This is a genomic window from Pseudonocardia sp., assembly GCF_025465255.1.
In the GTDB taxonomy this organism is placed as follows: Bacteria; Actinomycetota; Actinomycetes; order Mycobacteriales; family Pseudonocardiaceae; genus Pseudonocardia.
On record NZ_JAODNI010000005.1, the window covers coordinates 1 to 20,802 of the forward strand.

Here is a 20,802-nt window from a genome sequence, read left to right on the forward strand (position 1 = left end):
CCGACGGCGTCCGCACCGACGGCTTCAGGGAGGCGCGGTCGTCGAGGTGCCGCCCGGTGAGCGTGCCACTGGCCCGCAGTCCCTCGACGGTGCCCTCGAACACCACCTCGCCACCGGCGGTGCCGGCCTGCGGGCCGAGGTCGACGACGTGGTCGGCGATCGCGATCACCTCCGGCTTGTGCTCCACGACGAGCACCGTGTTGCCCTTGTCGCGCAGCTGCCGCAGCAGGTCGTTCATCCGTGCGATGTCGTGGGGGTGCAGCCCGATGGTGGGCTCGTCGAAGACGTAGGTGACGTCGGTGAGCGAGGAGCCGAGGTGGCGGATCATCTTGGTGCGCTGCGCCTCGCCGCCCGACAGCGTGCCCGACGGCCGGTCGAGCGAGAGGTAGCCCAGCCCGATCTCCACGAACGAGTCGAGGGTGTGCTGCAGCGTCCTGAGCAGCGGCGCCACCGACGGCTCGTCGAGGTCGCTCACCCACGCGGCGAGGTCGCTGATCTGCATCGCGCAGGCGTCGGCGATGCTGATCCCCTCGATCTTCGACGAGCGGGCCGCCTCGGTGAGCCGGGTGCCGCCGCACTCGGGGCAGGTGGTGAAAGTGACCGCCCGCTCCACGAAGGCGCGGATGTGCGGCTGCAACGAGTCGACGTCCTTGGAGAGCATCGACTTCTGGATCTTCGGGATCAGGCCCTCGTACGTCAGGTTGATGTTGTCGATCTTGATCTTGGTCGGCTCCTTGTGGAGCAGGTCGTCGAGCTGCTTCTTGGTGAACTCGGCGATCGGCTTGTCCGGGTCGAAGAAGCCGCAGCCGCCGAAGATGCGGCCGTACCAGCCGTCCATGCTGTAGCCGGGGATCGTGAGCGCACCCTCGTTGAGCGACTTGCTGTCGTCGTACAGCTGGGTCAGGTCGAGGTCGGTGACCGAGCCCCGGCCCTCGCACCGCGGACACATGCCGCCGGTGATGCTGAAGCTGCGGCGCTCCTTCACGGTCTTCCCGCCGCGCTCCAGCGTGACCGCGCCCGCTCCACTGATCGAGGCGACGTTGAAGGAGAACGCCTGCGACGATCCGATGTGCGGCTGACCGAGCCGGCTGAAGAGGATGCGCAGCATCGCGTTGGCGTCGGTGGCGGTGCCGACGGTGGAGCGGGCGTCGGCACCCATCCGCTGCTGGTCGACGATGATCGCGGTCGTCAGTCCGTCGAGGACGTCGACGTCGGGCCGCGCCAGCGTCGGCATGAAACCCTGCACGAAGGCGCTGTAGGTCTCGTTGATCATCCGCTGCGACTCCGCGGCGATCGTGTGGAACACCAGCGAGCTCTTGCCCGAGCCGGAGACGCCGGTGAACACAGTCAGCCGGCGCTTCGGGAGCTCGACGCTGACGTCCTTGAGGTTGTTCACGCGCGCGCCGTGCACGCGGATCAGATCGTGGCTGTCGGCGGCGTGCGGCGCAGGCGACAGCGTGTCCGACCTCGTGTCCGTGCTCATCGTGTCTCCGTCTGTGAGGCGGGGCCACCTTCGCGGTCTCCGTCGGCATCGCCTGGCTCGATCTGACCAGCTTCGAGCAGCACGTCTGGTTCCCTGTCGTCGGCGCGGTCGCGGCAATGGTTGCTGTCTACCTGATCGTCGGGGTCGGCCGGAATGTTGCGGCGCAAGAACCACGGCATTCACGTCGTCTCAGTCCGTGGAGCCTCCGGCCCCGACCACGCGGCGCGCCCGGCCGATTCCCGCGTGGGCGCCGCGGCCAGGACATCCGGATCGTCACCGCCTCGAACAGCTCGACACCGACGGAGAACTGGTCCGGTGGCGCGAGGGCCGGCTGGACTTCGCCGGCCTGCAGCAACGCCTCGACCCCACGGACCGACAAGCCCGGCAGCTCGCGCTCCTCAGCCCGGCCACATAGGGTCTGGCGCGATCCGGCGGTATTCGGCGACCATGGCGGCGAAGTCCTCCTCCGTCGGTAGCCGGTCCGAGCCGGCGGCGAGCGAGGGATCGCGGACCTCGTCGTGGTAGCCGTCCGACCGCATGTGCACGGCCGCGGCGACGAGCCGGCGCGCCCGCCCGGGGAAGCGGACCGCCACCCCGGTTGCGACCATCCCGCCGAGGCTGAACCCGAAGAGGTCGGCCTCCGCGACGCCGAGGTGGTCGAGCAGCCCGACAATGTCGCGCGCCATCTCCGGCACGGACATCTCCCGGTCGGCGACGTCGGCGGTCGGGCCGTGCCCCTGCAGCTCGACGCTGATCGTGCGCCGCCCGGCCAGCCGCGGCAGGAGGTCGTCGAACGACAGGTCGATCGAGAGCAAGCCGCCGTGCAGCAGGACGAGCGGCGGACCGCTCCCTGCGCTGTCCTCGTAGTACAACTCCAGGCCGTTGACGGGTACGAGTGTCAGGTCAGGTCAGACCGGTGGCGGCGCGAACTCATCGGCCCATCCGGAGACCGTGAGGTTCCGGCGAGGGCTATGGGTGTGCCGGCCGGTAGCGGGTCATCCCGAAGACAGTCGCCATCGGGTAGCCGGTCACGGCGGCGGCCTGCGCCCACGTCAGGTCGTATCGATCGAGCAGTTCACGCAGGAGCGCCCTCATGCGGTCAGGGCCGGCCCGCACACGGTCCTCGGCGACCCTGTGGGCCGCCGTCATCAAGTCCCTGTCGGACAACGTCCTGGGGTAGCGGTACCGCAGCCTCAGCACGTCCACGCTCGAACGATAGCGGGGCGTCACGCTCCAAGTCCCGGTCCGCCACGACGATCACCGTGAGCGCCGTCGACGTGTGCGAGCCACCTGGCTGGTCTCGGGTACGCCACCGTGGTGGAACTGGTGGTGATGGTCGGCCTGCAGGGCGCGGGGAAGTCGACGTGGGTGCGGGAGCAGATCGCGGACACCCACGTCGTCGTGAGCAAGGACCACTGGCCGAACGCGCGGCGCCGTGAGGCGCGGCAGCGCCGGACCGTCGACGCGCTGCTGTCGACCGGTCACGACGTCGTGGTCGACAACACGAACCCCGCGCTGGAGGATCGCGCGCCGCTGATCGCGGCCGCCCGGGCGAACGGAGCGAGCGTGCGGGCGGTCTACCTGCCGACGCCCCTCGAGCTCTGTCTGGCTCGCAACGAGAGCCGGATGGGCCGGGCGCGGGTGCCGCTCGTGGGGGTGCTCGCCACGGACCGGAGGCTGGTCCCGCCGTCGAGAGGCGAGGGTTTCGACGATGTCGAGGTCGTCCGGGCTTGATGCCCGGGACGGGCTGTCGGAGAGCGATCCTCCCCCGGCGCCGGCTCGTACCGCGAGCCCCGGCGCTCGTCGAGGCCAGGAACGCCGCGACCGCGCCCACGAACTACGGGGCCCTGCGCTACGCCGGCCGGCCCCCGGCCCGCGCCGGTCAGAGCTCCGCGCGGTGTGTGGCGAGGGTCTCGGCGAGCCGGGCGAGCTTGATGTTGAGCGACTGCGACGCGGACCTCAGGACGTCGAACGCCTCGGTCTCGTCGATGCCGCGGCGCTCCATCAGGATCCCCTTGGCCTGACCGATCACATCCCGGCTGCGCAGGGCCTCCTTGAGCTGGGCCACCTGCAGCTCCGCCCGGCCGGTGGCGAGCGTGCCCGTGAGCGCGGTGGCAGCGTGCGCGGCCAGCACCAGCGCGGCGTCGCGGTCCGCCTCCGCGAGGCCGCCGCGGCGCCGCGAGTAGACGTTGAGCGACCCGATCCGCGGCGGGTCCTGCGCGGGGAACAGGCCGATCGCCATCACGCTCTCGATCCCGAGCTCGGCCGCCGCCGGACCCCACTTCGCGAAGCCCTCCCCGGCGGCCAGGTCCGCCGACAGCGCGATCCCGATGCCCGGGATGCGGCTCGCGTCCAGGCAGGGGCCCTCGTCGAACTCGTTCTGCAGCTCGTCGAGCCGTACGCCCACCGCGTCCGTGGTCGCGGGGGTGTCGAGGGTGCCGTCGGGCGCCCGCAGGGAGACGCTGACGACGTCGGCCCCGGGCACCACCCGCAGAGCGGCCTCGGCGATGCGTTCCAGCACATCCTGCACGGTGGGGGCGTCGAGCAGCTTCTCCGCGAGCGTGACGAACTCGGTGACGACCGGGCCTGGAGGCGCGAGCTCCCCCTGCGGATCACGGGTCGACATCGGCTCTCCTCCCCTCCGACGCGGTACGCGGCCGAACCGCCGCCAGCCTACGCACACCGTCGTCGCACTCTCGCCTACCGACATCGACTCGGCAGCTCGGGCGGGCCGTGCCGGCGCATCCCCCGATGCGCCGGCACGTCCCGATGAAGACCCGTTCCTCGGTGATCACCCCCTCCCCAGGGGGTGCCGGTACGGCGGGTCTGGTTCTCAGCGCGGTGGCGCCGGGGTCGGGAGCGCGGCCGAGCTCGATCCCGGCGTGGGCACCGCGGACGGGGCGACGGACGGGGCGGCGGACGGGACCGCCACCACCAGCGGTCCGGCCGGGACACTCCGGCAACGCCCGGTGCGGTCGTCGAACTCGACGACGCCCCGCGGATACGGGCGGGCGGACTGCGCGGCCGCCGTCGTGGTGCCGCTCGCCGGGGTGCCCTCGTCCTCGCAGCCCGAGGCGTTGCCGGTGTCGACCGGGCGTCCGTCCTGGTCGAACAGGTAGACGCCGGTCAGCGGCGTCCCCTTCGCGTCGACCGGGCGGATGTCCCGGATCTCGCGGTCCGAGTCCTGCCAGAGCCCGGTCAGCGACGGCGGCGAGTAGCTCGCGTAGGACGACGGCGCGCCGACCGAGCCCGCCATCGCCGCCGCGACGGCCAGCCCCGCGGCCAGGCCGTTGAGCGGGACGACTCCCCACAGCCAGCGGCGGTCCCGCCGGGACAGGTGCCCCACCCACACCGAGAGCGGCACCGTCAGCAACGACACCAGCACGATCACGGACACCTGCGAGTCGGCGAAGATCCGGACCGCGAGCGCGGACGCGACCACCCCGCGCACGACCCACCAGCCCGGCTGCAGGCTCGCCAGGAAGCCCGCGACGCCGCGCCAGGGCGACTCCGCCCCGGGACGGGCGGCGACGAACCGGCGCACCTCCGGCAGCCCCCCCGCAGACGGGACACCGGGCCCGTCGCGCAGCACCACCGGCAGTGCCACCAGCCCGGCCAGGATCCCGAACAGCACCAGCGATGGGACCTCGCTCAGCCCTCCGGCCAGCAGGAACAGCGTGGCCAGGACGAGAAGCGCGACGGCGAATCGTCCGGCCGCCGTATGCGACCGCGCCTTCTCGGGAGGTCCGGGAGGAGCCGGATAGCCGGCCGCGGACCGCAGCTCGGCGGCGTAGGCCTCCGGACTTCCGAGCCGGCCGGTGAGCGTGTCGAAGTCCGCAGGGCCGTCGAGCTCCGCGGTGAGGTCCGCGAGATGCGCGCGCACGTCGTCGAGAATCTCGGCGACCTCGGACGCCGGCAGGTCCGCGAGGGCCGCCCGCACGCCGTCCAGGTAGCGGTCCGCGGGTGCCGGGTCCGTCGCGATCCGGACGGTGGGCGCGTCCCCGACGACACTGTTCTCCGACGTCATGCCGCCTTCACCAAGCCTTCCATGGTCCTGGCGAACGCCTGCCAGGTCTCGACGCTCTCCTTCAACCGCTCCCGGCCCGGGCCGTTCAGGCTGTAGTACTTGCGGTGCGGCCCCTCCTCGCTCGGCATCACGTACGACGTGAGCAGGCCCGCGTTGTACAGGCGGCGCAGGGTTCCGTAGACGGACGCGTCCCCGACCTCCGGCAGGCCTGCCGCCCGCAGGCCGCGGACGACCTCGTAGCCGTAACCGTCCGCCCGGTCCAGCACCGCCAGCACCGCCAGATCGAGCACGCCCTTGAGCAGCTGACTCGTGTCCACGCCGCCCCCCTTCTCCGCGACGCACACTACTACGCATCACGCAGTAGCGCGCGAACGGGGGTACCGGCTGTGGTTCAGGCGCGCAGAACTCGTTGCCCTCGGGGTCCGCCATCACCACGTGGTGCGACCGGAACACGTGCAGCGCCGTCCCACCCGCCGCAGTCAGCTCGTCGACCTTCGCGAGGGTCCGGGCCCGTCGTTCGGCCTCCGCGCCCTCACCGGAGACCCGGGCTTCGAGGTGCAGGCGGTTCTTCGCCGTCTTCGGCTCCGGCACCTGCAGGATCGACAGCCGAGGCCCGGCGCCGGAGGGATCGTGCAGGTAGGCGTACAGGTAGGCGTATAGGAGTGGTTCGCCTCCTTCGGGATCGACGACGGGCGGGGACGAATGCGCCCGGCTCCCGCCGAAGTTGGGGTGCCTGATGCCCGTGAAGCCGAACGCGAGCACGTCGACGCAGGTGGCGGCCCACCTGCTGCCGGCATGCGCGTTCGACACGGCCTGCGAACTCGTCGTCCGGTACCTCTCGGACGTCGCCCCGATGGGGATGTGGGCGGTCACCCGGATCGCGAGCGGACGACAGGTCGTCCTCGCGACCGACGGCGACGCCTACCCGATCACGCACGGCGCGGAGGTCGACTACGCCGGCTCCATGTGCCGGTGGATGGTCTCGGGCACGGCTCCGCGGATCGCGCCGGACGTCTCCGCCGTCCCGGAGGACGCGGCGGCCGCTGCCCAGGCCCCGATCGAGATCAGCTCCTACATCGGCACGCCGATCGTGCAGCCCGACGGCGAGCTGTTCGGCACGGTCTGCGGCTTCGACCCGCACCGCAAGCCCGTCTCGCTGACCGAGCACCGCCCGCTGTTGGACCTGCTCCCCAGCCTGCTGTCCGCGGTGCTCGAGTCGGACCTGCGCGCCACCGCGATCGCCCGCGAGCTCGAGCAGGCCCGGCGCGAGGCCGAGGTCGACGCGTTGACCGGGCTGCTGAACCGCCGCGGCTGGGACCGGTACCTGCGACACGAGGAGCAGCGGTTCCGTCGCTTCGGCGATCCCGCGTGCGTCGTGGTGCTGGACCTCGACCACCTGAAGATCGTCGACGACACCCAGGGTCACGAGGCCGGGGACCACTACATCCAGCGCGCCGCCACCGTGCTGGCCGGGACGGTCCGCAAGGGCGACGTCCTGGCCCGGCTCGGCGGCGACGAGTTCGGCGTCGTCGCAGTCGGCGCGACACCCGAGCAGGCCGGCGAGCTGGTGGCCCGCGCCGAGCGCGCGATGGCGGCGGCCGGGGTGGCGGGCTCGTTCGGGCACGCCCGTACAGCGTCGTCACCGGCTTCCCCGGCGCCTGGCAGGCCGCGGACGAGGCGATGTACGAACAGAAGCGGCGACGGCGGGGCGACGGCGCGCGGCACGGCTCGGACCGGGTGGTCCCCGGTCGCCCGATGCCGGACCAGGGCGGCCGGGCCGGCACCGGCGGGTGTAGGCGTCGATCGTTGCGCCGGGCCGGGAGCCTGTCAGGCGGGGGCGGGCAGGGGCGGGCCCGTGGTGGGGTTCACCAGGCGGTCCACCGCCTCCGCGGCCGCGTCCTCGCCGGCGACCCCGGCCCAGAGCAGGGCGGGCAGCGAGCGGGAGGAGTCGACCGCGCCGGTGACCCACGAGCGGGTCGCGGCGAGCCGTTCGGCCTGCTCGCAGAGCCGCCAGGCCTGCGTGTCGCGCTCCACGACGTCCCGGGCGAACGACGCGTCGCCGTGCAGCTGCCGGTAGCGCCGTTCGGGGCTGCTGACGGCGTGGACGAGCGAGAGCGCGACGCCGGCCAGCGCGGTACCCACGACGAGCCCGGCGGCCATCCACCCCGCGATCGAGAGCCAGCCGTCGCCGAGGGACAGCGCGGCCACGGCGGCCAGGACGAGCACGGTCAGCGCCACGCTCCCGGCCGGGAGCCTCGTGTAGACGAGCGTCCCGTGTTCGTCGATCTGATAATGGCTTCCCGCGACCAGCGCGGGGTCGAAGACCCGGTAGCCCTGCGTGGTCCGGACCAACGTCGGCAGGCGGTCTGCCGGCGCACCCTTGACGAACTCGTTCATCGCCTCGTACTCGATCGTGCTGCGTGACGGCGGCCCTCACCGGCCGCCACTCACATCATCGATTGGGATGACGTCGAGTTACGTCGTCCAAACGTGACGCTCATGACAGCGCCACGTCAGGCGCTCTGCCGCTGCCTCTGCTCGCGGAGACTGCCGACGAGCGCCAGGGCGGCCCGCAGCGCGCTGGCGGCGTCGAAGGTGGCGTCGTGGGCGGCGCGGCTGATCGCGGTGAAGCTGGCGTAGCCGTGCAGGAGCCCCGCGAACCGCCGCGCGACGATCGGGACGCCCGCCTCGCGCAGCCGTTCGGCCAGCTCCTCGCCCTCGTCGCGCAGCGGGTCGAAACCCGCCGTCGACAGGTAGACCGGCGGCATGGCGGACAGGTCGTCCGCCCGCAGGATCGCGCCGCGAGCGTCGTCGGAGGGCACGCCGTCCGGCAGGTACATCCGCTCGAGCTCGGTCAGGTAGTCCGTGGTGATCCCGAAGCCGCGACCGAAGCTGATCCGCGAGCCACCCGTGCGCCCGGCGTCCGTCGCCGGGTACAGCGCGACGACGAACGCGGGCACCCGGCCGCCGGTCAGCGCCTGCTGGTGGGCGACCACGAGCGCGAGGTTCGCCCCCGCGCTGTCCCCGCCGACCGCGATCAGGTCCGGGTCCGCGCCCAGCCACTCGGCGCGTTCGGCCGCGTACCGGTACGCGGCGATGGCGTCGTCGAGGGCGGCCGGGTACGGGTGCTCGGGCGCGAGCCGGTACTCCACCGACAGCACCCGGACCCCGGCCTGCGCGGCGAGCAGCCGGCACAGGGGATCCGCCGAGGCGATGCTGCCCAGGACGAACCCGCCGCCGTGGTAGTAGACGAGAAGGCCGGATCGCCCGTCGAGGCCGGGCGGGACGTAGAGCCGGGCCGGCACCGAGCCGTCCGCGCCGGGGACCGTGAAGTCGCGGATCACGACGTCGTCGAAGAGCCCCTCGGCGGCCAGCTCGGCCGCCTCGTCCGCCTGCCTGCGCTGCTCGGCCATCGCGGCGTCGCCCGCCGGGCCGCTGCGCGCGAGCAGGTCGCCGGCCCTGATGAGCAGCTGCAGGTCCAGGTCCAGCAGCTGATCCTCCAACCGCACGGCCGGCCCCGCCAGGAGTCGTTTGATCGGGTGCGGCAGGCCGAAGAGCAGGCGGAACGCGAGTCTCAGGGCTCGGATCCGCAGGGAGCGCGCGATCACCAGCCGAGATTACGCCCGCACCGCGGGCGGCTCCGGATCACCGTCCGAAGGTGTAACGGTGCACCGGGAGCATGGCGTCCGGGTCCGTCCTGGTGTCGGCGTCCGCGACGCAGCCCCGCAGTCCGGAGTCCACCGTGTCCGCGTCGAGGCCCGATCCGATGAGCACCAGGCTGGTCCGCCGGGCCTCCCCGGACGCCCAGCGGTCCCGCCGGAACCGGATGTAGCGGCCGACGGTGTGCAGCGTGTACTTCTCCGGCCGCGACGCGCAGAACGCGACGATGCCCTTGATCCGGTAGACGCCGGCGGGGCGCGCGTCGAGCAGGTCCAGCAGGCGTTGCGGGTCCATCGGGACGTCGGAGGTGAACGCGACGCTGTCGTAGGCGGCGTGCAGGTGTCCGGAGTGGTCGTCGCCGTCGTCCGCGCCGCCCTCCCCCAGCAGCAGCTGCCGGCCGGGGACGATCTCGATGTCGAACAGCAGCCGCGGATCGACGGCGCCGTGGCTCGCCGGGACGATCGGCGCGAACCCGTTCGCCGCCCGGCACAGCCGCCGGACCCGCCAGACCTTCCCGGGGTCCACCCGGTCGACCTTGTTCAGCACGAGCAGGTCCGCGAGCGCGAGGTGCCTGTCGACCTCGGGGTGCCTGCGCCGGGTCGCCTCGAACTCCGTGACGTCCACGACCTCGACCAGCCCGCCGTAGACGAGGTGCGGGTTCCCCGCGGTGAGGACGAGCTGGACCAGCGTGCCCGGGTCCGCGATCCCGCTGGCCTCGATCACGATGACGTCGATCTCGTCCTTGCGCCTCGCCAGCCGGCCCAGCAGCGCCGCGACGCCGTCCTCTCCGACCGCGCAGCACAGGCACCCGTTGCCGAGGGAGACCATCGCGTCCGCGCTGCCGGCCAGGCGCATCGCGTCGATGCCGATGGCGCCGAAGTCGTTGACCACCACGCCGATCCTCGCGTCGAGCGAGTTCGCGAGCAGGTGGTTGAGCATCGTGGTCTTGCCGGAGCCCAGGAAACCGGCGACGACGACCACCGGGATCCTCCGCACGCCTAGTGACTACCACGTCCGGGGCGGTGGACCGGCACGGGACGGGCCGGGACGGCCGACGGACCGGCGAACGGCAGGATGGAGTCATGGCACAGGTAACCGCGACCGCCGAGCGCACCGTTCCCGCCCCTGCCGACCGCGTCCGCGCGGCCGTCGCCGACTACTCGGTGACCCGCCCGGCGATCCTCACCGAGCAGTACAGCGACTACTCCGTGACGACCGGCGGCACCGGTCCGGGCACCACCGCCGCGTGGAAGCTGCAGGCGACGAAGAAGCGCGTCCGTGACGTCAAGGTCCAGGTCAGCGAGCCGACCCCGGGACAGCTCGTCGAGACGGACGCGAACTCCTCGATGGTGACGACGTGGACCGTCGCGCCGGCCGGGGACGCGGCGAGCACCGTCACGATCACCACGACCTGGAACGGCGCGGGCGGCATCGGCGGTTTCTTCGAGAAGACCTTCGCGCCCAAGGGCCTGGCCCGCATCTACCACGGGGTCCTGGACAACCTGGCGCGAACCGTCTCGGGATGACGACCGGGGCGGTCCGGGACGTGGCAGAGTAGACGCGCCCCGGCCGAACCCGACCGGGCCGGGCCGCCCGACGAAGGAGTCCCCGGTGAAGAGTGCAGCCCCGGACCAGGCCGTCATCGCCGTCGCCGGGGAGGCGCTCGTCGACATCGTGCCGGCGCCCGCGGAGGGGTACTTCGAGTTCGCCCCCGGCGGCAGCCCGGCGAACGTCGCGGTCGGGCTGTCCCGCCTCGGCGTCCCGGCCCGGATGCTGGCGCGGATCGCGGACGACCTGCTCGGCGTCCGGCTGCGGGCGCATCTCGAGGACAACGGCGTCGACCTCGGGCACGTCGTGCGGGCCCAGGAGCCGTCGTCGCTCGCGCTGGTCGAGCTGTCCGAGGACGGGCAGGCGACCTACGACTTCCGGATCTCGGGGACCGCGGACTGGCAGTGGACGCCGGACGAGCTCAGCGGCGCGGTGGACGGCTCCGTGGTCGCTGTGCACTCCGGATCGCTCGCGTTGACCACCGAACCGGGTGCGACCGTGCTGCGGGAGCTGCTGGCCAAGGCGGCCGCCACCGCGACGATCAGCTACGACCCCAACTGCCGGCCGTTGCTGATGGGGGAACCGGCGGACGTCCTGCGCGGGGTGCACGAGGTGCTCAGCACCGCGGACGTGGTGAAGGTCAGCGACGAGGACCTGCGCTGGCTGGTGCCGGACACCCCGCCCGGGAAGGTCGTCGACGACTGGCTGGGGCGCGGGCCGTCGATCGTCGCGGTCACGCTCGGCGCCGACGGCGTGCTGGCCGGGACCGCGACGGGGATCCGGACGACCCTGCCGGGACGGGCGGTCGACGTCGTCGACACGGTTGGCGCCGGGGACAGCTTCACCGCAGCGCTGCTCGCGGGCCTGCACCGACGCGGCCTGCTCGGCCCGGGGGCGCGCACCGCGCTGCGTGACATCGACGTCGTCACGCTCGACGAGGTGCTCGAGGAGTGCGTCGCGGCCGCCGCGATCACCTGCTCGCGCCGCGGGGCGAACCCGCCGACCGCGGCCGAGCTCGAGGCCGCCGCGCACGGATAGCTTCCCCGCAGCGGTAGGTCGTGGACAGCGGGGACGGCCCCAGTTCTTGCGTCCCCGCTGCCCACGAGTTCGGGGGCTACTGCCGGATCTGGTCGAGCGGCCGCGGCTTGTGCTGCGGGTAGTCGCGCGGCTGGCCGGTCGCGGGCTCGCCCGGGCCGAGTGACAGCTCGGCGGGCTCGCTCTCGGGCAGCGCCCACTGCTTCGCCCAGTCCATGTGCATCGCCGTGCTCCCGCCCGCGGGCGGGAAGTAGTCCAGCTGCATCGTCATGTTCATCGGCCCCGGCGGGAAGTGCGAGGTCTCGGTGGTGGAGTACCACTCCTTGCCGTTGACGTACGCCGTGATCTCCTCCGGGGTCCACTCGACGGCCCAGGCGTTCCACTCGGTGGCGTCGTGGCGCACCGAGCCGTACTCCTGGTCGTTCTGCGCTCCGTAGTGCAGGAAGAAGCTGGTCTTCTGCCGGTCGTCGGAGGTGATCTCCATCCAGTCGATCTCCCCGCCCACCGGGAAGTCCTCCGCCACGGGCCAGAGCAGGAACAGCGCGTTGTAGCCGCCCCTGCCGGGGTCCGCCTTCACGCACCCCTCCCAGCGGCCGTAGCGCTGGCCGGGGTGCCAGCTGATCGCGCCGGTGGTGCCGTCCCTCTGCCCGGTGATCGTGACGACGCCGTCCTCGAGGGTGACCGCGTCGGGCGTCCGGGTGCCCTTCTTCGCGTGGCCGGGCTCGGGGCCGTAGGCGTGCCAGTCCGGCGGCAGGGTGGTGCCGTCGAAGTCCGAGGTGCGGGTGGGCTCGCCCCAGCCGAGCTTCTCCGACGTCGTCGTCGTGCACTTCGACGGCGCCACGGGCGGACGTGGTGCGACGGGTTCCGCGGGCCGCGCAGAGCCGGGCGGTGCCGGCTCGGCGGCCGAGGCGGGCGAGGCCGCACCGGTGACGGCGACCAGCGCGCAGGTGCCGAGCAGCACGACCACCGATCGGAACGTAAGCGGCATCCGCACCGTGGGCACCTTCCGTCTCTCGCGTCTCAGGACTGTGCCCATTTCACCGCACATCGTGAGCGACGCCGGTTCTGCCACCTGGTCGGGTGGCGCACGATCGAGAACCGACGGATCGTGCGGCACCGTTCAATTACCCTGCGTCACACATTTTTCGTCACAGAGCGCGACAACGACCCGCGGGGAGGCGAGACTGCCCGCCATGGCAGGAACGTCCGTCCCGACGCTCGCCGTCGCCCTCGACCTGGAACCCCATCCCGAGGGCGGGTACTTCCGGCGCACCTGGACCTCGCCGGTGACGCTCGAGACCGACCACGGCCCGCGACCGAGCGCCACCGCGATCCTCTACCTGCTCGACGGGGAGTCACGGTGGCACCGGGTGCGCTCGGCCGAGCTGTGGTGCTGGCACTCCGGCTCGATCGTCACGCTCGTCCCGGGCGGGGACGGCGCGTCGCCGCACCCCGGCCGGCCGCTCACCCTCGGTCCGCCGTCCGCCGGAGCGCGCCCGCAGCACGAGGTCCCGGGCGGGCACTGGCAGTCCGCGCGGCTGCTCGGCAGCGAGCCGGCGCTCGTCACCTGTGTGGTCTCGCCGGGCTTCGAGTTCGCGGACTTCGAGCTCGCCTGAGGAGAGTTCCGGGCCGTTGTCGATTCCGGGACGGCGCGTTCGTCGTCATGCTGTGCGGCACCCGCCGTGCACGACGAGCGACAGGAGTCGAGCCGTGAAGTACATGCTGCTGATCTACGTTCCCGAGGCGTCCGAGCCCCCCGCAGGCACCGAGCCCCGGGACATGAACGAGGCCTGGATCTCCTACGACAAGGCCGTGGCCGACGCCGGGATCCGCGTCGCCGGGGATGCGCTGCACGGCCCCGCGACCGCGACGACGGTGCGCGGCTCCGGGAACGGGTCACCCGACACGACCGACGGCCCGTTCGCCGAGACCCGGGAGGTCCTGGGTGGCTACTACGTCCTCGACCTCCCGGACCTCGACTCCGCGCTCGAGTGGGCGGGCCGCTGCCCGGCGACGGCCGTGGGTGGGGCCGTCGAGGTGCGTCCGGTCGTCGAGTTCCGCTGACGGGTCGGTCCGTGTCCGAGGGGGCAGCCGGCGCCGGAACCTCGGTGGAGGCCGTGTTCCGGGAGGAACGGGGCCGGCTGCTCGCCTCCCTGGTGCGCCGCTTCGGCGACCTCGACCTGGCCGAGGAGGTCGCCTCCGACGCGATCGAGGCGGCGCTGGTGCACTGGCCGGCCGACGGGGTGCCGGACAAGCCGGGGGCCTGGCTTCTGACCACCGCCCGTCGACGCGCGGTGGACCGGCTCCGCCGGGACCGCGCCTACGCGGAGCGGGTCGCGATCCTGCAGGCCGAGGCGGACCGCACCGACCCGGGCGCCCCCGACGAGCCGGACGACGGGATTCCCGACGAACGCCTCCGGCTGTTCTTCACCTGCTGCCACCCCGCGTTGCCCGGGGAGTCGCAGGTCGCGCTGACCCTACGGTGCCTCGCCGGGCTGACCACGCCGGAGGTCGCCCGCGCGTTCCTGGTCGAACCCGCGACGATGGCGCAGCGGATCGTCCGGGCGAAGCGCAAGATCCGCGACGCCCGCGTCCCGTTCCGCGTCCCCGGCCCCGACGAGCTACCGGACCGGCTGCCGGGGGTGCTGCGGGTCGTCTACCTGGTCTTCACCGAGGGCTACGCGGCGAGCGAGGGGCCGGACCTGCTGCGCGTCGACCTCGCGCTCGAGGCGATCCGGCTCGCCCGAATCCTGCATCGGCTGCTGCCGCGTGAGCAGGAGGTCACCGGGCTGCTCGCACTCATGCTGCTCGTGCACGCCCGACGCCACGCCCGCACCGGTCCGGACGGCGACCTGATCCTGCTCGACGACCAGGACCGCGGCCGGTGGGACCGCGGCCTCATCGAGGAGGGCCGCGAGCTGGTGGTGCGGGCCCTGACCGGAGGGCCGGTGGGCCCGTACGGGGTGCAGGCGGCCATCGCCGCGCTGCACGACGAGGCCGCGGACGTCGCGACGACGGACTGGCCGCAGATCGTCGCGCTCTACGACCTGCTGGCCCGGATCGCGCCCTCGCCGCTGGTCGCGCTGAACCGGGCGGTCGCGGTGGCGATGCGCGACGGCCCCGCCGCCGGGCTGGTCCTGCTCGACGCGCTCGCCGACGAGCCCCGCCTGCGCACCCACCACCTCTACCCCGCCGCCCGCGCGGATCTCCTCCGCCGCCTCGGCCGCACCGCCGAGGCCGGGCAGGCCTACCGGCGGGCCCTGGAGCTCGTCGGCAACGACCCCGAACGCCGCTTCCTCACCGCCCGCCTCGATTCCCTCCTCCACCCGTGACATCCCGCAAGCCGAGGGATTTCGGCCTGGTCACCGGGCGAGGAGGGCCTCGGCGTCCCAGGTGTTGCGGACCCGCTCGGTCGGGACGCCGCAGAGGACCGCGCGGGAGCAGCCGTTGTCCAGCCAGTCGAGCTGACCGGGCGCGTGGGCGTCCGTGTCGATCGTGAACTCGCAGCCCGCCTCGACGGCCAGGCGGAGCAGGCGCTTCGGCGGGTCCAGCCGCTCCGGCCGGGAGTTGATCTCCACCGCCGTGCTGTACTCCGCACAGGCGGCGAACACGGCGTCCGCGTCGAAGTCCGACTCCGGGCGCTTGCGGTTGCCGGTGACCATCCGCCCGGTGCAGTGCCCCAGCACGTCGACGTGCGGGTTCGCGACGGCGGTGAGCATCCGTTCGGTCATCTCGGCGCGGGGCATGCGGAGCTTGGAGTGCACGCTGGCGACCACGACGTCGAGCTGGGCGAGCAGGTCCTCCCGCTGGTCGAGGGCGCCGTCGTCGAGGATGTCGACCTCGATGCCGGTGAGGATCCGGAAGCCGCGCAGCCCGGCGTTGATCTCGGCGATCTGCTCGATCTGCTTCCGCAGGCGCTCGGCGGAGAGGCCGTTGGCGACCGTGAGCCGCGGCGAATGGTCGGTGATGACGAGGTAGTCGTGCCCCAGGCCGATCGCCGTCTCGACCATCTCCCACAGCGGCGACCCGCCGTCGGACGCGTCGGTGTGGCTGTGGCAGTCGCCCTTGAGCGCGTCCCGGAGGTCGATCGCGGCCTGGACGCGCTCGACGCCGTCGGTCGCCTCCAGCCGGCGCAGGTACACCGGCTCCTCGCCGGTCAGCGACTCGGCCACGCAGCGGGCCGTCACCTCGCCGACGCCCTTGAGCTTCACCAGGTCCCCGGACCGGGCCAGCGTCGCGAGCTCGTCCGGGTCCTTGCCGCGCAGGGCCGCGGCGGCGGTGCGGAAGGCGCGGACCCGGTAGGTCGACTCGTGCGCGCGTTCGAGCAGGAACGCGATGCGGCGGAGGTCGGCCACCGGGTCACGGGGATCGCTCACGGGTGCGATCGTGCCATCGGCGGGCGATCTCCGCCGCTGCTCGAGTGGCTCGAACGCCGACGGGTGGCACTCGAGCCACCCGAGCGGCAGAACCGGTCAGTGGCGCATCTGCGGGAGGGTCTCCTCGATCCGCTCCGCGATGGCCTGGTCCCGGCCGTGCAGGAGGCCGAACGTGAAGCCGTTCTCCCCCGCGGCGTGCGCGGCCGCGCCGAGCTCCCGGAGCGTGCGGCGAGAGACCACCGTGTCCTGGTGCTCACCGAGCGCCTTGTGCACGGACTTCAGCTGCTTCGCGTGGGCCTTCGCCTTCTTCCGGTCCTTCCTGCCGAGCTTCATGCCGGGCGCGCGGGTGACCTCGGCGGCGTAGCGCAGCCGCTTGCCGGCCTTGCGAGCCTCGTGGACGGCGGCGTCGCCGGCCTCGGCGTCCCCGGTAGCGAGCGCGTCGAGCGCGGCGTCGAGCCGCTTGTCGAAGCGCCGCTGCGCCTTGTTCTCCAGGACCGGCAGTTCCTTGCGCGCCGGACGCGTGGCGGCCCCGGTCAGCGGCGGGTCCTGCAACAACCGCTCGAGCGCACTCCGCAACGCGGCGTAGCGGTCGCCGTCGAGCTCGGTGAGGACGGCAGCGCGCGCCTCCTCCCGGGGCCGGGCGAAGTGCTTGGTGACGCGGGCCCGCACCGGCCCCAGCACGAGCGCGTCGTCGGTCTCGGCGACGGCGGCGGTGATGCGCTCCTCGACGACCTTCAGATCCCGCGCCGGGGCGAGCTGCTGGCCGAGGCGGCGCAGCTCGTCGATGAGCGGGCGGGTGCGCTCCCGGTCCAGCACGGTCGGGAAGTTCTGCAGGGTGCTGCGCAGGCGGCGGGCGGCCACACGCATCCGGTGCACGCCCTCGTCGTCGCCGCGGTGGGCGAGGAGGTCGGCCTCGGTCAGCGCGTCGACCTGCTCGGCGACGTAGCCGAGGACGACGGCCCCCGCGGAGCCCTTCTTGCCGATGCGCCGACGGGGAGGGGCCGGGGCCTCGACGCGGAGCAGCCGGTCGAGCTCGGCCTCGGCGCCGGAGGCCGCCGGCACCATCCCGGTCTCGGCGAGGCGGGCGGCGAGCTTCTCGGCGAGGCCGGCGGGCGCGGAGAGGGTCAGCCTGACCTCCGCCTCCGACCAGTTCTCCAGGGTCGTCGAGGAGCCGAGGGTCGCCACCTGGACCTCGTCGCGGACCAGCTCGCCGACGGGGCGGCGGGCGGCACGCAGGGGTGTACGCGTCCGCACGCGGCGGATGCGACCGACGGGCCGCACCTCCGCACCGCGGCGCGCGCCGCGCACCAGCTCGTCGAGCTCGGCGGGGAGCTCCGGGTCGACGCCCTCCACCTCCGACGGCGTGACGGACACCTGCAGCCGCTCGCCCTCGCCCGCGTCCGGGAGGTCGAGACGCCAGTACTCGGCGTCGTCCTCGCGGCGCACGGCGAGCACGATGCCCTGCGTCGCCAGCCGGAGGTCGGCCGTGTCGTAGCGCTCGATCTCGCGCACCTCGCCCGCGGACGCCCGGCCCGGACGCACCCCGTCGAGATCGGCGAGACGCGGCGCACCGGCGGCGGCCGGACCGCGGTAGGTGGTGCCGACGTGCGTCTCGGTCGGGTCGGTGGCGGTCTGGGTCGTGGGGTCGGTTCGGCGGCTCATGGAGCGGAGTGCCCGAGTCTGCGGGTCCGCGAAACGTTCGGATGGAGGCGGTCACACGCCCGGACCAGCGCGAGTCGCCAGGTTCCGGAGCGCGACTCGCCCGGGCCGAGAGCGCGACTCGCGGGGCCGGAAGCGCCGACTCGCGGGGGTGTCAGGGCAGGAGCTTCTTCTGCACCTTGCCCATCGCGTTGCGCGGCAACGACTGCACGTACCGGATCTCGCGAGGCCGCTTGTGGGGGGCGATCAGGCTCACGACGTGGTCGATCAGCACCTTCGGTTCCGGCGCCTCGGCCACGGGCACCACGTACGCGACGATCCGCTCGCCCAGGTCGTCGTCCGGCACACCGATCACGGCGGTCTCGGCCACGTCCGGGTGCTCCAGCAGCGCGTTCTCGATCTCGCCCGCGCCGATCTTGTACCCGCCGGACTTGATCAGATCCGTCGCCCTGCGGCCGACGATCGCGAGCGCGCCGGACGCCGTCCAGCGGGCGATGTCCCCGGTGGCGAACCAGCCGTCCGGGGTCTGCGAGGCGGCCGTCGCACCGGGCAGGTTGAGGTAGCCGGAGAAGAGGCTCGGGCCACGGACCTCGACGGACCCGAGGCCCTCGTCGTCACCGTCGGGCTCGGGCAGGGGCGCGAGCCGCACCTCGGTGCCGGGCACCGGACGCCCCACGGTCCCGACCTCCGCCGACTCGTCCGCCCGCGCGGCCGTGAGGATCAGCGTCTCGGTGAGCCCGTAGCGCTCCCGGACCGCCAGCCCGGTCGCCTTCTCGATCCGCGCGTGGTCGACGGCGGTGAGCGCGGCCGACCCGGAGACCAGCAGCCGGGCGCGACCGACGGACGCGGCCAGCGCGGCGTCGGTCTCGAAGTCCGCGGCGAGCCGGTGGTAATGCGTGGGGACGCCGAAGACGAGCGTCGCCCCGCCGTCGACCGCCGCCGCGAGGGCCTTGCCGTCGATCGCGCCGAGGTGGTGCAGGCTGCCGCCGCGGCGCAGCGGGCCGACGGTGCCGAGCACCAGCCCGTGCACGTGGAAGATCGGCAGCGCGTGGGTGAGGACGTCGTCGCCGGTCCAGGCCCAGGCCTCGGCGAGCCCGTCGAGGTTGGCGGCGATCGCGCCCCGGGAGAGCACGGCGCCCTTGGGCGGCCCGGTGGTCCCCGACGTGTAGACGACGAGTGCGGGCGCCTCCGGGCCGGGCTCCGGCGGAAGCTCGGCGGGCGTCACCCCTGCGGGATCGGTGACGACGTCCACGCGCGGCAGGCCGGAGAGCGCCTGCGGGAGCGTTACCTCGGGCACCGCCATGATCAGCTCGGGCTTCGAGTCCGACACGACGTGCGCCAGCTCCCGCTCCCCCACCTTCGGGTTCACCGGCACGACCGGGACCCCGGCTAGCAGCCCGGCGGTGATGCCGACCGCGGCGCCGAGCGTGGACGTCGCCCACACCGCGACGCGCCCGTGTCCCACGATCCGGGTGGCGAGGTCCGAGGCGACGGCGGCCAGCTCGGCGTAGGTCAGCTCGCCGTCCGGGAACCGGAGCGCGAGCTTGTCGGTCGGGTCGTCGAATGCGGGGAGGAGCGTGCTCACTGGCCGATCACCTTGCCGGGGTTGAGGATGTCGTCGGGGTCGAGTGCCGCCTTGATCGCCCGCTGCATCGCCAGCGATCCCGGGTCCAGCTCACGGCGCATGCCGTCGCGCTTCAGCAGGCCGACGCCGTGCTCGCCGGTGACCGTGCCGCCCAGCTCGATCGCCGCCGAGACGATGTCGTCGAAGGCGGCCTGCGCGCGGGTCCGCGCCTCGGCGTCGCCGTGCGGGACGATGATCAACGGGTGCAGGTTGCCGTCGCCCGCGTGCGCGATGGTGGCGACGAACGTGCCGTGCCGCTCCGCGATGACGTCGATCCGGGCGAGCATCTCGGCGAGCCTGCCGCGCGGCAGGCAGACGTCCTCGGTGAGCACCGCGTCCCCGCGCTGCTCCAGGGCCGGGTAGGCCAGGCGACGGGCGTCGAACAGGGCCTCGGCCTCGACCGGGTCCGTCGAGACCATCACGTCCCGGGCACCGTGCGCCTGGAACGCGGCGGCGATCGCCTCGGCCTCGGCGCTCGCCGCGGGCTCGGCCAGGTCCGTCTGCGCGAGCAGCAACGCGGCGGCGTCCTCGGGCAGCCCGGCGTGCTTCCACTCGTTGACGGCGTGCAGGCAGTGCCGGTCGATCAGCTCGAACGCCGCCGGCTGCAGCCCCGCCGCGGTGACGGCGGCGACCGCGGCTCCGCAGTCCGCGAGGGTGTCGAAGAACCCGACGACGGTACGCGGCGGCGCCGTACGCGACGGCCGCAGCTTCACGGTGATCTCGGTGATCACCGCGAGCGTGCCCTCGGAGCCGACCAGCAGGCCGGTGAGGTCGTACCCGGCGACACCCTTCGCAGTTCGCCGCCCGACCCGGACGACCTCCCCCGCCGCCGTGACGACCTCCAGCGCGAGCACGTAGTCCCTGGTCACGCCGTACTTCACGCAGCACAGGCCGCCGGCGTTCGTCGCCACGTTGCCGCCGATCGTCGACCAGGGGGCACTCGCGGGGTCCGGCGGGTACCAGAGGCCCTGCTCGGCGCAGGCGGCGCGAAGGTCGTCGTTCACGACCCCGGGCTGGACGACGGCGAGCCGCTCCCCCGGGTCGATCTCCAGGATGTCCCGCATCCGTTCCAGGGACAGGACCACACAGCCGTCGACGGCGTTGGCGCCACCGGACAGCCCGGTGCCCGCGCCCCGCGGCACGACGGCCAGCCGGTGCCGCGCGCAGGCTCTCACGACGGCCGCGACCTCGGCGGTGCTGTGCGGCCGCACGACGGCGATCGGCGATCCGTGCTCAGCCCACTCCGCCTCGTCGTGCACGTAGGGGCGGACCGTGTCCGGGTCCGTGAGCACACGGTCCGCCGGCAGCGCGGTGGCGAGCTCCGCGAGGACCGCGCGGCCGGCGTCGTCGAGGACCGCCATCGCGAAACCGTCGCCGGAGTCGGCGACAC

Annotated in this window: 19 protein-coding genes and 2 pseudogenes; 7 read left to right on the forward strand and 14 right to left on the reverse strand. The window is 73.4% G+C overall.

Annotation, left to right across the window (positions count from 1 at the left end):
* From JWP64_RS00625 to JWP64_RS00635, 3 genes and pseudogenes are all read right to left on the reverse strand, one after another.
* Positions 1-1,483, reverse strand: a pseudogene (locus tag JWP64_RS00625) (excinuclease ABC subunit UvrA); the annotation flags it as partial.
* Between the two features lie 398 nt (positions 1,484-1,881).
* The gene (locus JWP64_RS00630) at positions 1,882-2,355 is read right to left on the reverse strand and encodes an alpha/beta hydrolase (RefSeq protein WP_297490905.1); all 474 of its coding nucleotides are present in this window, start codon (positions 2,353-2,355) and stop codon (positions 1,882-1,884) included.
* Between the two features lie 97 nt (positions 2,356-2,452).
* Positions 2,453-2,689 carry a hypothetical protein gene (locus JWP64_RS00635; protein ID WP_297490906.1) on the reverse strand — a complete coding sequence of 79 codons (237 nt, stop codon included), beginning with the start codon at positions 2,687-2,689 and terminating at the stop codon, positions 2,453-2,455.
* A 111-nt stretch (positions 2,690-2,800) separates the two neighbouring features.
* On the opposite strand from JWP64_RS00635, the gene JWP64_RS00640 reads away from it, so the two are divergent.
* Positions 2,801-3,217, forward strand: a complete 417-nt coding sequence (locus JWP64_RS00640; protein ID WP_297490909.1) for an ATP-binding protein — start codon at positions 2,801-2,803, stop codon at positions 3,215-3,217.
* A 148-nt stretch (positions 3,218-3,365) separates the two neighbouring features.
* Here JWP64_RS00640 and JWP64_RS00645 read toward each other — a convergent pair whose 3' ends face one another.
* The 4 genes and pseudogenes from JWP64_RS00645 to JWP64_RS00660 all read right to left on the reverse strand — a co-directional run.
* Positions 3,366-4,109: an ANTAR domain-containing protein gene (locus JWP64_RS00645; RefSeq protein WP_297490912.1), complete on the reverse strand. Its 744-nt coding sequence runs from the start codon at positions 4,107-4,109 to the stop codon at positions 3,366-3,368.
* Between the two features lie 207 nt (positions 4,110-4,316).
* A complete protein-coding gene (locus tag JWP64_RS00650) occupies positions 4,317-5,510 on the reverse strand; it encodes a hypothetical protein (protein ID WP_297490954.1) in 1,194 nt (397 codons plus the stop codon).
* Complete coding sequence (locus JWP64_RS00655; RefSeq protein ID WP_297490947.1) at positions 5,507-5,827, reverse strand: PadR family transcriptional regulator; 321 nt, start codon at positions 5,825-5,827, stop codon at positions 5,507-5,509. The genes JWP64_RS00650 and JWP64_RS00655 overlap by 4 nt, the downstream gene beginning before the upstream one ends.
* Before the next feature lie 94 nt (positions 5,828-5,921).
* Positions 5,922-6,320: pseudogene (locus tag JWP64_RS00660) on the reverse strand (VOC family protein); the annotation flags it as partial.
* On the opposite strand from JWP64_RS00660, the gene JWP64_RS00665 reads away from it, so the two are divergent.
* Positions 6,247-7,587, forward strand: a complete 1,341-nt coding sequence (locus JWP64_RS00665; protein ID WP_297490914.1) for a sensor domain-containing diguanylate cyclase — start codon at positions 6,247-6,249, stop codon at positions 7,585-7,587. The pseudogene JWP64_RS00660 and the gene JWP64_RS00665 sit on opposite strands and share 74 nt — an antisense overlap.
* A 436-nt stretch (positions 7,588-8,023) precedes the next feature.
* On the opposite strand, the gene JWP64_RS00670 is transcribed toward JWP64_RS00665, so the two are convergent.
* On the reverse strand, positions 8,024-9,118 hold the full coding sequence (locus tag JWP64_RS00670) for an alpha/beta hydrolase (protein WP_297490916.1): 1,095 nt from the start codon (positions 9,116-9,118) through the stop codon (positions 8,024-8,026).
* A gap of 37 nt (positions 9,119-9,155) precedes the next feature.
* On the reverse strand, positions 9,156-10,166 hold the full coding sequence (locus tag JWP64_RS00675; RefSeq protein ID WP_297490918.1) for a GTP-binding protein: 1,011 nt from the start codon (positions 10,164-10,166) through the stop codon (positions 9,156-9,158).
* An 86-nt stretch (positions 10,167-10,252) separates the two neighbouring features.
* Between JWP64_RS00675 and JWP64_RS00680 the strand changes: the two genes are divergently transcribed.
* Positions 10,253-10,696: an SRPBCC family protein gene (locus JWP64_RS00680; RefSeq protein ID WP_297490921.1), complete on the forward strand. Its 444-nt coding sequence runs from the start codon at positions 10,253-10,255 to the stop codon at positions 10,694-10,696.
* 85 nt (positions 10,697-10,781) lie between these two features.
* A complete protein-coding gene (locus JWP64_RS00685) occupies positions 10,782-11,756 on the forward strand; it encodes a carbohydrate kinase (RefSeq protein WP_297490922.1) in 975 nt (324 codons plus the stop codon).
* 76 nt (positions 11,757-11,832) lie between these two features.
* Here the strand turns inward: JWP64_RS00685 and JWP64_RS00690 are convergent, their stop codons facing one another.
* Positions 11,833-12,741 carry a glycoside hydrolase family 16 protein gene (locus JWP64_RS00690; protein ID WP_297490948.1) on the reverse strand — a complete coding sequence of 303 codons (909 nt, stop codon included), beginning with the start codon at positions 12,739-12,741 and terminating at the stop codon, positions 11,833-11,835.
* Between the two features lie 205 nt (positions 12,742-12,946).
* Between JWP64_RS00690 and JWP64_RS00695 the strand changes: the two genes are divergently transcribed.
* The 3 genes from JWP64_RS00695 to JWP64_RS00705 all read left to right on the forward strand — a co-directional run bounded on the left by JWP64_RS00695 (position 12,947) and on the right by JWP64_RS00705 (position 15,085).
* Entirely contained in the window at positions 12,947-13,369 is a 423-nt protein-coding gene (locus JWP64_RS00695) for a cupin domain-containing protein (protein WP_297490924.1), read from the forward strand.
* 103 nt (positions 13,370-13,472) lie between these two features.
* Positions 13,473-13,817, forward strand: coding sequence for a YciI family protein (locus JWP64_RS00700; RefSeq protein WP_297490950.1), 345 nt, complete (start codon positions 13,473-13,475; stop codon positions 13,815-13,817).
* Positions 13,818-13,828: 11 nt separating this feature from the next.
* Positions 13,829-15,085: an RNA polymerase sigma factor gene (locus tag JWP64_RS00705; protein WP_297490928.1), complete on the forward strand. Its 1,257-nt coding sequence runs from the start codon at positions 13,829-13,831 to the stop codon at positions 15,083-15,085.
* Positions 15,086-15,115: 30 nt separating this feature from the next.
* Here JWP64_RS00705 and JWP64_RS00710 read toward each other — a convergent pair whose 3' ends face one another.
* The 4 genes from JWP64_RS00710 to JWP64_RS00725 form a co-directional block, all read right to left on the reverse strand.
* Positions 15,116-16,129 (reverse strand): PHP domain-containing protein, encoded by a 1,014-nt coding sequence (locus JWP64_RS00710; RefSeq protein WP_297490929.1) that lies wholly within the window; start codon positions 16,127-16,129, stop codon positions 15,116-15,118.
* 96 nt (positions 16,130-16,225) lie between these two features.
* Entirely contained in the window at positions 16,226-17,791 is a 1,566-nt protein-coding gene (locus tag JWP64_RS00715) for a CHAD domain-containing protein (RefSeq protein WP_297490931.1), read from the reverse strand.
* A gap of 151 nt (positions 17,792-17,942) precedes the next feature.
* Positions 17,943-19,373, reverse strand: a complete 1,431-nt coding sequence (locus JWP64_RS00720) for an AMP-binding protein (RefSeq protein WP_297490933.1) — start codon at positions 19,371-19,373, stop codon at positions 17,943-17,945.
* Positions 19,370-20,773 carry an FAD-linked oxidase C-terminal domain-containing protein gene (locus tag JWP64_RS00725; protein WP_297490952.1) on the reverse strand — a complete coding sequence of 468 codons (1,404 nt, stop codon included), beginning with the start codon at positions 20,771-20,773 and terminating at the stop codon, positions 19,370-19,372. Before JWP64_RS00725 ends, JWP64_RS00720 begins: the two co-directional genes overlap by 4 nt.
* Positions 20,774-20,802: the final 29 nt, after the last annotated feature.

Coding starts and splice junctions, on each gene's coding strand:
- JWP64_RS00645 (WP_297490912.1), bottom strand. CDS start 4,109: ATGTCGACCCGTGATCCGCAGGGGGAGCTCGCGCCTCCAGGCCCGGTC.
- JWP64_RS00650 (WP_297490954.1), bottom strand. CDS start 5,510: ATGACGTCGGAGAACAGTGTCGTCGGGGACGCGCCCACCGTCCGGATC.
- JWP64_RS00665 (WP_297490914.1), top strand. CDS start 6,247: ATGCCCGTGAAGCCGAACGCGAGCACGTCGACGCAGGTGGCGGCCCAC.
- JWP64_RS00680 (WP_297490921.1), top strand. CDS start 10,253: ATGGCACAGGTAACCGCGACCGCCGAGCGCACCGTTCCCGCCCCTGCC.
- JWP64_RS00690 (WP_297490948.1), bottom strand. CDS start 12,741: ATGCCGCTTACGTTCCGATCGGTGGTCGTGCTGCTCGGCACCTGCGCG.
- JWP64_RS00695 (WP_297490924.1), top strand. CDS start 12,947: ATGGCAGGAACGTCCGTCCCGACGCTCGCCGTCGCCCTCGACCTGGAA.
- JWP64_RS00700 (WP_297490950.1), top strand. CDS start 13,473: ATGCTGCTGATCTACGTTCCCGAGGCGTCCGAGCCCCCCGCAGGCACC.
- JWP64_RS00715 (WP_297490931.1), bottom strand. CDS start 17,791: ATGAGCCGCCGAACCGACCCCACGACCCAGACCGCCACCGACCCGACC.
- JWP64_RS00725 (WP_297490952.1), bottom strand. CDS start 20,773: ATGGCGGTCCTCGACGACGCCGGCCGCGCGGTCCTCGCGGAGCTCGCC.